Annotated in this window: 12 protein-coding genes and 2 tRNA genes; 8 read left to right on the top strand and 6 right to left on the bottom strand. The window is 50.5% G+C overall.

Annotation, left to right across the window (positions count from 1 at the left end; genetic code table 11):
- Window positions 1–8: 8 nt before the first annotated feature.
- Genes EQM14_RS01925 through EQM14_RS01940 form a run of 4 tightly spaced genes read left to right on the top strand, consistent with a single transcriptional unit; the run spans window position 9 to window position 3886 of the window.
- The gene (locus EQM14_RS01925; protein ID WP_128741374.1) at window positions 9–1697 is read left to right on the top strand and encodes an ABC transporter ATP-binding protein; all 1689 of its coding nucleotides are present in this window, start codon (window positions 9–11) and stop codon (window positions 1695–1697) included.
- Window positions 1694–2509 (top strand): energy-coupling factor transporter transmembrane component T family protein, encoded by an 816-nt coding sequence (locus EQM14_RS01930; protein WP_128741375.1) that lies wholly within the window; start codon window positions 1694–1696, stop codon window positions 2507–2509. The genes EQM14_RS01925 and EQM14_RS01930 overlap by 4 nt, the downstream gene beginning before the upstream one ends.
- Window positions 2510–2528: 19 nt before the next feature.
- Window positions 2529–3308 (top strand): creatininase family protein, encoded by a 780-nt coding sequence (locus EQM14_RS01935; RefSeq protein ID WP_128741376.1) that lies wholly within the window; start codon window positions 2529–2531, stop codon window positions 3306–3308.
- 11 nt (window positions 3309–3319) lie between these two features.
- Complete coding sequence (locus EQM14_RS01940) at window positions 3320–3886, top strand: aminotriazole resistance protein (protein WP_128741377.1); 567 nt, start codon at window positions 3320–3322, stop codon at window positions 3884–3886.
- A 203-nt stretch (window positions 3887–4089) separates the two neighbouring features.
- Here the strand turns inward: EQM14_RS01940 and EQM14_RS01945 are convergent, their stop codons facing one another.
- Both EQM14_RS01945 and EQM14_RS01950 read right to left on the bottom strand, forming a co-directional pair.
- Window positions 4090–4539 carry a hypothetical protein gene (locus EQM14_RS01945; RefSeq protein WP_128741378.1) on the bottom strand — a complete coding sequence of 150 codons (450 nt, stop codon included), beginning with the start codon at window positions 4537–4539 and terminating at the stop codon, window positions 4090–4092.
- A 24-nt stretch (window positions 4540–4563) separates the two neighbouring features.
- Window positions 4564–5829, bottom strand: coding sequence for an ArsB/NhaD family transporter (locus tag EQM14_RS01950; protein WP_128741379.1), 1266 nt, complete (start codon window positions 5827–5829; stop codon window positions 4564–4566).
- 831 nt (window positions 5830–6660) lie between these two features.
- Between EQM14_RS01950 and EQM14_RS01955 the strand changes: the two genes are divergently transcribed.
- Window positions 6661–7767: a DUF362 domain-containing protein gene (locus EQM14_RS01955; RefSeq protein ID WP_128741380.1), complete on the top strand. Its 1107-nt coding sequence runs from the start codon at window positions 6661–6663 to the stop codon at window positions 7765–7767.
- Window positions 7768–7868: 101 nt separating this feature from the next.
- Here the strand turns inward: EQM14_RS01955 and EQM14_RS16815 are convergent, their stop codons facing one another.
- Complete coding sequence (locus EQM14_RS16815) at window positions 7869–7994, bottom strand: hypothetical protein (protein WP_256372435.1); 126 nt, start codon at window positions 7992–7994, stop codon at window positions 7869–7871.
- Between the two features lie 209 nt (window positions 7995–8203).
- Between EQM14_RS16815 and EQM14_RS01960 the strand changes: the two genes are divergently transcribed.
- Window positions 8204–8279: transfer RNA gene (locus tag EQM14_RS01960), tRNA-Thr, on the top strand.
- A gap of 40 nt (window positions 8280–8319) precedes the next feature.
- Window positions 8320–8405, top strand: a tRNA-Tyr gene (locus EQM14_RS01965).
- A 4-nt stretch (window positions 8406–8409) separates the two neighbouring features.
- Here EQM14_RS01965 and EQM14_RS16230 read toward each other — a convergent pair.
- From EQM14_RS16230 to EQM14_RS01970, 3 genes are all read right to left on the bottom strand, one after another.
- A complete protein-coding gene (locus tag EQM14_RS16230; RefSeq protein ID WP_164918918.1) occupies window positions 8410–8574 on the bottom strand; it encodes a hypothetical protein in 165 nt (54 codons plus the stop codon).
- Between the two features lie 208 nt (window positions 8575–8782).
- Window positions 8783–8947 (bottom strand): hypothetical protein, encoded by a 165-nt coding sequence (locus EQM14_RS16235; RefSeq protein WP_164918919.1) that lies wholly within the window; start codon window positions 8945–8947, stop codon window positions 8783–8785.
- Window positions 8948–9071: 124 nt separating this feature from the next.
- Window positions 9072–9770 carry a GntR family transcriptional regulator gene (locus EQM14_RS01970; protein ID WP_128741381.1) on the bottom strand — a complete coding sequence of 233 codons (699 nt, stop codon included), beginning with the start codon at window positions 9768–9770 and terminating at the stop codon, window positions 9072–9074.
- 482 nt (window positions 9771–10252) lie between these two features.
- Between EQM14_RS01970 and EQM14_RS01975 the strand changes: the two genes are divergently transcribed.
- Window positions 10253–11038 (top strand): acyl-CoA dehydratase activase, encoded by a 786-nt coding sequence (locus tag EQM14_RS01975; RefSeq protein ID WP_128741382.1) that lies wholly within the window; start codon window positions 10253–10255, stop codon window positions 11036–11038.
- Window positions 11039–11048 lie beyond the last annotated feature (10 nt).

The following is an 11048-nucleotide window of genomic DNA, read 5'->3' on the forward strand; positions in this document are numbered from 1 at the left end:
TAAAAAATTTGGGTTTCTCGATTAAAAATATCAGCTATCAATACAAACCGAATGCGGAGGCGGTCCTGAAGGACGTCAGCTTTGAAATCCGCGAAGCGCAGGTGACCGCGATCGTGGGGCCGAGCGGATGCGGCAAGACAACTCTGGTGAATATCCTGAGCGGCGTCATCCCCGAACTGATGCCGATGGGCGTTTATGAGGGCAGCTTCGACGTGGGAAAGGACATCAGCATTTCCGTTGTCAGCCAGTCCCCTGAAAACCAGCTGTTCGGCTACGGCGTGGAGGATGCGATCTCGTTCGGAATCGAAAATATGGGGCTGGAGAGCGGGAAAATCGCGGAGCGCGTGGAATACGTTCTGGACCTTCTCAACATTCAGCACCTGAGGCGGCGCTCGGTCGCCACATTGTCCGGCGGTCAGCGCCAGGCTGTCTGCATTGCCTCCGTGCTGGCGATGCGCCCCGACATTCTCATTATGGACGAGCCCGTCAGCTCCCTGGACCCGGAGGGGAAGAGAATGATCCAGTCGATCCTGAACCAGCTGAGGGAAACCGGGCAGACCACCGTGATCGTGGACAACAATCTCGACTGGTTTTCCGGAATTGTCGACCATGTCATCGGGCTTTCCGAGGGGCGCGTTGTGTTTAACGGGACGAAAGACGAATTTTTCAGGGATTTCGCGATTCAGGAAACGCTTGGGGTGACGGTTCCCCAGGAAGTCGAAATCTACCGAAGGCTCTCGGAAAAGATAGAGGGACTGGAGCTGTTCGACACCGTGGACGGAGCGAAGCGGGTTCTGGGCCGCTATCTTCCGTCGGGGAAACCGCGGCCGATTCCGGCCGCATCGTCGGATGACGGGGATGAAATTCTCAGGGCGGAGGGAATCAGCAAGACCTTTCAGGACGGTTTCCACGCGCTGATTGACGTGAGCGCCGGATTCGGGCCCGGAAAGGTGATTTCGATCATCGGCCAGAACGGTTCCGGAAAAACCACTTTTGTCAAACATCTGAACGGCCTGTACCGGCCCACCGAGGGGACGGTCCGGTACAAGGGGGTCGGGACCGCCGGCAAATCGGTCGCGCAGATCAGCCGCGACATCATCCTGGTGTTTCAGAACCCGGAGCACATGCTGTTTGAGGAATCGGTGATGAAGGAGCTGACGTTCTGCGCGCGTGCCCAGGGCGTCGAGTTTTCCGAGGCCGAAGCTCTGGACGTGCTGGAGCGGTACGGGCTGCTCGAGGTGAAGGACGAGCTTCCGCTCAATCTTTCCATGGGCAAAAAGCATCTGCTGACCATTCTGTCCGTCCTTTTTTCCAGTGCGGAGGTCGTGATCCTCGATGAGCCGACGCTCGGAATGGACCTGCACATCAAAAGTCAGCTGGAGAACATCATCCGGAACTTGGCACAAAGAGGCAAAACGGTCATCATCATCAGCCACGAGATCCCGCTGGTCTTCCAGGTGTCCGACCGGATCCTCGTGCTCAACAACGGCGTGAAGCTGGCGTATGCTTCCAGGGCCTCCATGGCGGAACGGGATGAACTTTTTGAAAAAATCAACATCTCGCTACCGCCCGTTGTGCTGCTGTCGAAATACTTCGGTTTTTCCGAGGTTTGCTGCGATGTCGGCTCCTTTGTCGGAGAGGCCGCCGGCAGGATTTCCGCCTGCCGTTCTGATGCGGCATGGAGGGATCAAGAATGAATGATTTTTTACAATATGTGGAGATGGATTCCTTTCTGCACCGGCTGGACCCCAGAACTAAATTCTTCTTTTTTATCGTTATTTCCGTATTGACTTCTTTTGTGAAAAGCGGCGTATCGCTTCTTTTTCTGTTCCTCGTTTTTTTGGTCATCTGGGGGACCAGCCATATCGGAAAATACATTGCCGTTCTGGCCGCGAAGGTAAAAGTCCTTCTTTTGTTTATCTTCCTTCTCTGGCTTGTTCTGGGCGCCTTTACGGTGAACATCGGTCCCGTATTGTCCCGCCGGGCATTCTCCCTGTTCGGCAGGGACTGCATATTCAGCCTGGAATGGTTCGACCTTTACAAAGGCGCCGTCTTTGACATGCGGGTCTTTCTGATGATCTCCGTATTTTATACGGTGATCCTGTCGACGAATTTCAGCCAGATCATCTCAGGCCTCCGTTTGTGGAAGGTGCCTTATTCGGTTGCTTTCGGGGTCGGGCTTGTCTTTCAGATCATCCCCATGATCATCAAGGAATTCGACACGATCATGGAAGCGCAGAGTTCCCGGGGACTGGAAGTGGAAAAGTGCGGCGCGTTTGCGAAAATGAAAAATTATGTGATCGTTTCTCTCCCGCTTCTGTTCCGCGTGTTGGGAAAGGGACACAGTATTTCGCTTGCCATGCATTATTACAAGCTCGACTTTAAGGTCAGGCGCTCCTCCTATAAGGTGATCCGGCCCACCTGGAGGGATACGGCCTTTGTTGCCGTCACGGTTGTCTCCACCGCCGCGGCGGTTGTTCTGCAAATCATGTTCTACATCAAACTGTAAGAAAAAGAGGAGAGCAATTATGATTGCCAAATGGGAAAATCTGACCCGGGACGAAATCGCGCAGCTTGACAAATCCAGGACGATTGTACTGCTGCCGACAGGCGCGACGGAGCAGCACGGCCCCCACCTTCCCGTGGGAACGGATTCGATCATCCTTTCCGCGCTGATCGACCTTATCGTAGAGAAGCAGGACTTCGACGAGGGAAATCTCATTTTTGCCCCGCAGCTCTGCGTGGGAAAAAGCAATGAGCATATGGGCTTTCCGGGCACCATCACCTTTGGAACGCAGACCTATTACTCGCTGCTGCACGATATCGCGGCAGCCGTTTCAAAGAGCGGGTTTCAAAAGCTCGTGCTGTTCAACAGCCACGGCGGGAACACGGACATGCTGAATCTGATCAGCCGGGACATGAGGATCGACTTCGGGCTGGACGTCTTTGTTTTTGACTGGTGGTTTACGCCGTTCTGGAACAAGGGGCTGAAGGGCCTGAAACAGTCGGGGACCTACGGCGTTTTTCACGCGTGCGAGCTTGAAACGTCTCTGATGCTTGCCATCAGGCCGGAAACGGTGCATATGGAGCTTGCGGTGGACGAGGACCCTGTGGAGAGCCTGAGGGACAACGATTATGTTACCATTCTGGGTCCGTACACGGCTGGCTGGAAGACAAGCGATGTGACGAAAAGCGGCGTGATCGGGGCGCCGACCTATGCGACGGCGGAAAAGGGCAAAAAGCTGCTCGACTATGCGGTCGGGGAGCTTCACAATATTTTTGCGGCATTTTTAAAAACAATTTATTAAGGAGAGTAGTTATGGCTACAAAAAGGAAATTCTCGTTCGTCAACATCATCTTTTTCGCAATTTTCGGAGTTTTTACAGGGGTTCTGTGGGCATACGGCAGCCCGATCCCCCTGATTCCGGGCGCGGTCCATTTCAGAACGTTCGCATTTGTCATCGTGACCATCGGGTTTCTTTTCGGGCCCGTCACCGGCTTCTTCTCCGGCTATATCGGCACGCTGGTCTGGTCGCTTCTGGGCGGGTACTTCATCGCGCCCCACACGCTGCTGGCGGACGGAATCACGGTTGGGCTGAGCGCGGCGCTTCCCGCGCTGATTATGCTGAAGAATAAGACCCTTGACGAGTACATGGAAAACAAGAAGGGGTTTATCGGGAAATCGATGTTCTGGTCTCTTCTGTTCGGCTGCCTGATGATTCTCACAACGAGCTTTTCTCTCTCTTTCTTTTCCGGGCTGGGTTACTGGTACTGCGTTGTCTGGATCGGCATTGCGGATGTTGTGCCGATTGCGCTCACCCCGTTCGTCGTCGTTCTCCTGGCGCCAAGACTGCAAAAAATACAGACGATTATTCCAAGGATCTGAGTTCCTTCGCTCTTTCATGGCAAAGTGCAAAAAAGTTTCCCGCCTTTTTAAAGCGGAAATTTACAACAGAGGTCCCCTGCAGCCATTCCTGCTGCAGGGGACCTCTGTTGTAAGCAATGTGCCGAAAAGAACCGGTCGCCGGAGGGCAATCCGATGCGGCAAATTCTCCTGACGTATGGACCGGAGATTTTCCTTAAGGACAGTCAAAGGGGAGAACTGGTGCTTTGGATCTCGTTAAGCAGGTCTGAAATCTCCTTGATTTTCTCTTTGACTTCCAGCATCCTGTCCTTCGGAATATTGTGGGTCATAAAGACGTCCTTGATCTTTTGGGCGGAATCGTAAAGACTCTGGTTGACGGCGACAAATTCACCGAACACATTGCTGTTGCTTGCGTTTTTGAATTGTTTGATGTCGTTTTTAATGTACTGTACAATCTCCTGCGGTTTTGAAAAGACGCCGGAAGCCGCAGGGTAAGGCTTTACCATCTGAAGAAAATACTTGTTTTTCGCGTTGATGTTATATACATAGAGCAGTTCCGTTTGATCAAAGCTGAAACGGATAAAACTGATGATTCCGTGCAGGCTGGTCACGTTGGCCCCCATCTGTGTCAGCTTTATATCGATTTCTTCCTGATCGGCAGACAAATTATTCATAGACTGCATCCCCCTCACCTCCTATTATAGCAAATAAAACAAAATAAGATAGAGGGTTGACAAAATAATTGACACGATCATCAAAGGCATGCCGTATTTCGTGAAGCGTGCAAAGGTCAGCTTGTAGCCGTGCTTTTCCGCGAGCCCGGCCACGACCACGTTGGCCGAGGCGCCGATGAGCGTGCCGTTTCCGCCGAGGCAGGCGCCGAGGGAAATCGCCCACCAGAGAGGCGAGATGTTCATGCCCTGGGCTCCCATCGCCTTGATAAGCGGGATCAGCGTTGCCACGAGAGGAATATTGTCCAGAACGGAGGATGCCAGCGCGGAAAACCAAATGATGATGATTCCGGTCAGCAGCAGATTATTCTTTGTCAATTGCACGATGACGGTCGCCAGGCTGTTGATCAGGCCGACCTTTTCCAGGGAACCCACGAGGATGAAAAGGCCTCCGAAAAAGAACAGCGTCGGCCATTCGATGTTTAAGAAGACTTCATCGACGCTTTCGCGGCTCAGCAGCAGGAGAAGAGCCGCGCCGCTCAAAGCGACCAAAGCGGAAGGGTAATTGAGCTGCTCGTGGAAAAAGAAGCCGAGGATCACAAGTACCAGCACGGCCAGGGACTTTTTCAGCAGGGAAACATCCTTGATCGATTTTTTTTCGTCGAAGCTGAGAATTTCCAGCTTCTTTTCCTCGCTGACCTGAAGCTGTTTCCGGAACAGAAAATAAAACAGGAAGAAGGTGACGGCGAAAATGATGACGACAATGGGCCCCAGGTTCGCAAGAAAGTCCATAAAGCCCAGGCCGGAAGCGCTTCCGATCATGATGTTCGGCGGGTCCCCGATCAAAGTCGCTGTGCCGCCCAGATTCGAAGCAATGACCTCCGGAATCAGAAAGGGAATGGGGTCGAGCTCCAGCGTGTCCGTGATGACAAATGTCATCGGCACGATCAGAAGAACGGTTGTGACATTGTCCAAAAAGCTGGAGATCACGGCGGTGATCACGCTCAGGCTGAGGATAATTTTCCAAGGGTCCCCTTTCACCCTTTTGGCCGCGAAAATGGCGAGGTATTCGAAAACGCCCGTATCCTTTACGATGCCAACGATGATCATCATGCCGACCAGAACGCCCAGCGTGTTAAAGTCAATGTAGCTCAGAGCCTCGTCAAAGGTCAAAATCCTCAATAATAGAAGGAGAGATGCGCCGGCCAGAGCGGCGATGGTCCGATTTACCTTTTCGCTCATGACCAGCGCCATGACAATGACGAAAATAGTTAAAGAGGCGATCAATTCCATAGATGAAGATTCCTTTACTTAATTTATGTTCGTGTGTTCCAGAAACCGTTCATATGATTGAGCAGAGCGCGTATTCACGGTAAATCGCTAGCAGGGACAGGGTTTCATGGAATCGTTTATTAGAAATCTGCACCCGGATTCATTCAAAAGATTCAAGTTGCCAATCCTGCAGGTCTGTCCGCGCTTTTTGAATGATATCATAATACATACGTCCCTTCAAACTGCTTCCAATAGCGGATAAAAAAACAAAAAACACCGGGCACTCCGCTAAAATGAATTGCAGATTCATCAAAGGGAGGTAAGACCGATGGCTTTTCTAAAGATACGAATTATAGCTTGAACATCCCAAAAATCCGTTGCGGATATTCCGAGATCTCATGCCCGTTTTAACCGGTTCGTTCAAACTCCGCCAAGTGTTTTGCTGTTTTAGGCAAGGAGTGAGATCGATTCGGGAGACACACCTTCATATGCCATCCTGTATTTGCCGTTCTCAAAAAAGATGAATAGAAAGCTTCATGAATGTGTCTAATCATAGCAACACAAATTCCATTTGTAAAGGCTTTTTATAACATTTGTAACTGTAGCTTGTTTGTGCGTTGGAGATGTTTCTGTTTTTAGTCAATTTTATAATCAGCCTGGCCGCTGCTGATTCTGCGGGTTCCGCTCATGGCGTCGGAATGCGGTTTCCGTTTGGAACTGGCCGCAGCGCCCTGCCTCCCGGACACACCGGGCCCGAATTTTAGAAAATACTTTTCATCCTATGGCCTCAATGATATAATATTGATAAAAATCAGGATCACATCAATTTCAGAACTGTGTGGGGGATACAGGATGGGAACTTCAAAAGTATATTTTGCCGATATGCACGCTACCCTGAACGAGAACCTGCTTCAAAAGCTGAAGAGGCTGATGATAACTGCGGGCGTTGGGCAAATTGATTTTAATAGAAAATATGCCGCGATCAAAATCCATTTCGGCGAACCGGGAAATCTTTCTTTTCTTCGCCCGAATTACGCAAAAGTGGTGGCCGATGTTGTCCGGGATCTTGGCGGCAGCCCCTTTTTGACCGACTGCAATACCCTTTACGTCGGAGGCCGGAAAAATGCGCTGGATCACTTGGATTCCGCGTATGGAAACGGCTTTTCCCACGATTCCACCGGGTGCCATATCCTGATCGCGGACGGGCTGAAAGGGACTGACGAGGTGCTGGTACCAGTCGAAGGCGGGGAATATGTAAAGGAAGCCAAGATAGGGCACGCCATTATGGATGCGGATATCATTATTTCACTGACTCACTTTAAGGGACACGAGTCGACCGGGATCGGGGGCACATTGAAAAACATCGGTATGGGCTGCGGGTCGCGCGCAGGAAAAATGGAAATGCACAGCAGCGGAAAGCCCCATGTGGATCAGGAGGCGTGTGTCGGCTGCGGATCGTGCAGGAAAAACTGCGCCCACGGCGCCATTTCCATCGAAAACCGAAAGGCTTCCGTTAACCATGACTTATGCGTCGGCTGCGGAAGATGCATCGGCGTTTGCCCCATGGATGCTGTCTTGCCTGCCTCCGACGAATCCAATGATATTCTGGACAAAAAAATAGCCGAGTATTCCTACGCGGTGCTGCATGACCGCCCTCAGTTCCACGTCAGTCTGGTGGTCGATGTCTCTCCGTACTGCGACTGCCATGCGGAAAACGATATCCCGATCGTGCCGGACGTAGGGATGTTTGCGTCTTTTGATCCGGTCGCGCTTGATCTCGCGTGCGCCAGGGCCGTCAACCGGCAGCCGGCCCTGCCCGGCAGTCTGCTGGAGAAAAGCGAAAAGGTCCATCAAGACCATTTTGCCGATGTTCACCCAACAACGGACTGGAATGTTCTGATCGACCACGCGGTCAAGCTGGGACTCGGAAACCGGGATTATGAACTGGTAAAGATATAAGCGATAAAAATAAGAAAATCTGCGGCGCAACCGGCTTTTGCCGGCGGCGCCGCAGACTTTCTATAAATCGATAAAAATTATTTCTCTATCGCCGTGTTCGTTTATTCCAAGTCGGTGTCAAGCAGACAACCTGAAGGGAACTCCGGAGAGCACCAGCCCTGCGGCTCGTTGGATGGATCGAACGGATCGCTCTCAACGTTCAGATTCCTAATATCTTTTTCTTTCATACCTTGTGCCTCCTTTTTATTTTCTATTAATACTATAGAATAGAGTTTGAGAGAAATCAATAGTAACAATAACGATTATTGTTACTGATTTTTGAGCTGTTTTATCTATATTTAAGATACGCGGTTTTCTGACGAAATATCTTGACAAAGACACGGTAAAATGTTATAGTATTCAAGCGCTGTAAAAAATCATATCCAAGAATACATGTGCTGGCGTAGCTCAGTTGGTAGAGCAGCTGATTTGTAATCAGCAGGTCGGGGGTTCAAATCCGTCTGCCAGCTCCAGTTCAAAAGGAGCTTTGCTTTCCAACAAGGCTCCATATACGGAGGAGTTCCAGAGCGGTCAAATGGGGCAGACTGTAAATCTGTTGCTTTACGGCTTCGATGGTCCGAATCCATCCTCCTCCACCAAAAATCAGACAGGCCCTTTTGGCTTGCCTGATTTTTTATGCAGAAAGGATGGATTCGGAAGGCCGTAAAGAAAACGTGCCGGCGGCACGTTTTTAGGCCGTGGACTTTTACCGTGGTATAGAATTCCGATAACAGCAGCAAACGTGACGATGGTTTTGCTTTTTCCCATTCCATCCTCCTCCACCAAAAATCAGACAGGCCCTTTTGGGCTTGCCTGATTTTTTATGCAGAAAGGATGGATTCGGAAGGCCGTAAAGAAAACGTGCCGGCGGCACGTTTTTAGGCCGTGGACTTTTACCGTGGTATAGAATTCCGATAACAACAGCAAGCGTGACGGTGGTTTTGCTTTTTCCCATTCCATCCTCCTCCACCAAAAATCAGACAGGCCCTTTTGGCTTGCCTGATTTTTTATGCAGAAAGGATAGATTCGGAAGGCCGTAAAGAAAACGTGCCGGCGGCACGTTTTTAGGCCGTGGACTTTTACCGTGGTATAGAATTCCGATAACAGCAGCAAACGTGACGGTGGTTTTGCTTTTTCCCATTCCATCCTCCTCCACCAAAAATCAGACAGGCCCTTTTGGGCTTGCCTGATTTTTTATGCAGAAAGGATGGATTCGGAAGGCCGCAGAGGCGGCGTTATCCGGGTTCTTCCAGGCGCTCTAAAGGCTATTTAAAATAGCTTGGAAACTTCGCTTTGGCCCTGTCGGCTATATTTGATATCGTTTCGAGATGATCCGCCATCTTTTTCTGTGCCAGCAGCATATTTTCCGCCTTGATCGCTTCGACGATCGCGCGGTGCTGATCGATCAGCGCCGGAATTCTGTGATCGAACGCAACATCGAAGTTCCTCCATCTCGCGATATGAAGCATGTCGTCGGCCAGCATCTCGACGAGGGAATACCGGCCGACGCTGTCGATCATCGTTTTATGGAAATCCGAGTCGATCCACGGAAATTTCCCGTTGTAATCCGGTTCATTGCGGCATTTTTCCTGCTCGGCCAGATTCGATTCCAAAGCATTCACAAGGGCGGCCCGATCCTTCTTTTTCAGAGAGGTGAACATCTCGTAAATAACTTCTTTTTCCACCGCGGTGCGCAGCATGAGAAGATCGGAGATATGATTCAGATCAATCAGGCTGACATATGTCCCGCGCTGAGGATAGATTTCAATAAACCGTATTTGCTGAAGGCGGACAAAAGCGCTCCGGATCACGGAACGGGAGACATTGTATTTCTGAGACATCTGGTTCTCACTGATCATCTGCCCCGGTTCCAACTGCAGCTTGATGATGCTCCTTCGTATTTTTTTGTACACTTCATCCGCAGTATAGGGCTGAACGTTTCTTGGCTTTATATTTTCATTCATCTAATTATCCCGCTCTCTTAAAATAAGATCCTATTCCCTTTCCTTAGTTTACTATATGAAAAGAAAAAATGGAATAGGGAAAATATGTTTCGGCTTACTCATGGACCGGCTGTGTGCGGACCACAGGGGAAATTCCGTGCAGAACGGCCTTCAATTCCGGATTTATCGGTCAAAATGCCTTTTTATAATCCAAATATAGGATGCGATTTATGGAAAATGAACAGTTATAATCGGCATATTCTATCCAAAATGGCTATTTACATCGGGAGCATCTATTGGTACAATAGATTTGCAAAACAAACTTGTAGACATGTATACTTATCGACATGTATGGCTAACGAAGGTAACACCTTCAAATCGAAATGGGATAATTAGCAGATAATATGTATACAAGTATACTTATCGACATGTATGCCATTCTGCGCCCTGATATGTCAAAAAAATAACAATATCGGGCGAACGATAGCAGGTGAGGAATTTTTATGTTTACATTGGGCGTTGATATTGGATCGACCACTGCAAAGGCGGTCATTTTAAAGGACGGGAAAGATATCGTTTCTTCCTCCATTGTGGTTGCCACAGTGGGCACGGACGGTGTTTCCCGCGCCATGGAGAATGCGCTTCGGGAGAGCGGAGTCAGACGGGAAGAGATTCGGTTCACGGTCGCCACGGGGTACGGAAGAAAAACCTTCGCGGGCGCCGACCTGCAGCTGAGCGAGCTGACCTGCCACGCCGTAGGCGTTCATCGCGAATTCGGCGATGTCAGAACGGTGATCGACATCGGCGGACAGGATGCGAAGGTGTTGTCGCTGAACGAGGAGGGGCGCATGGCCAACTTTGTCATGAACGATAAATGCGCGGCGGGAACCGGAAGGTTCCTGGACGTCATGGCCAATATCCTCCATCTTGATATTTCACAGCTTGAGGTGGAAGCGGCCAGGGCGGTTCATCCGGCGAATATATCCAGCACCTGCACGGTGTTTGCGGAGTCGGAAGTCATCTCTCAGCTTGCGTCGGGCGTCCGGATTCCGGACCTGGTGGCCGGGATCTGTCAGTCGGTTGCCGCGCGCGTTGCCTCTCTGGTCAAAAGGGTGGGAGTGCGCGAGCAGGTTTGCATGAGCGGCGGAGTGGCGAGAAATGCAGGCGTTCGGAATGCCATGGAAAAGGAACTGGGGGTCAGAATAGTGTACAGCGAACATGCCCAGCTCATGGGCGCTCTTGGCGCGGCGCTGTATGCTTATGATAAAGTTCAAAACGACAATTTATGAAGGAGGTTTT

Origin of the sequence: Caproiciproducens sp. NJN-50, from assembly GCF_004103755.1 — a bacterium.
Classification (GTDB): domain Bacteria; phylum Bacillota; class Clostridia; order Oscillospirales; family Acutalibacteraceae; genus Caproicibacter.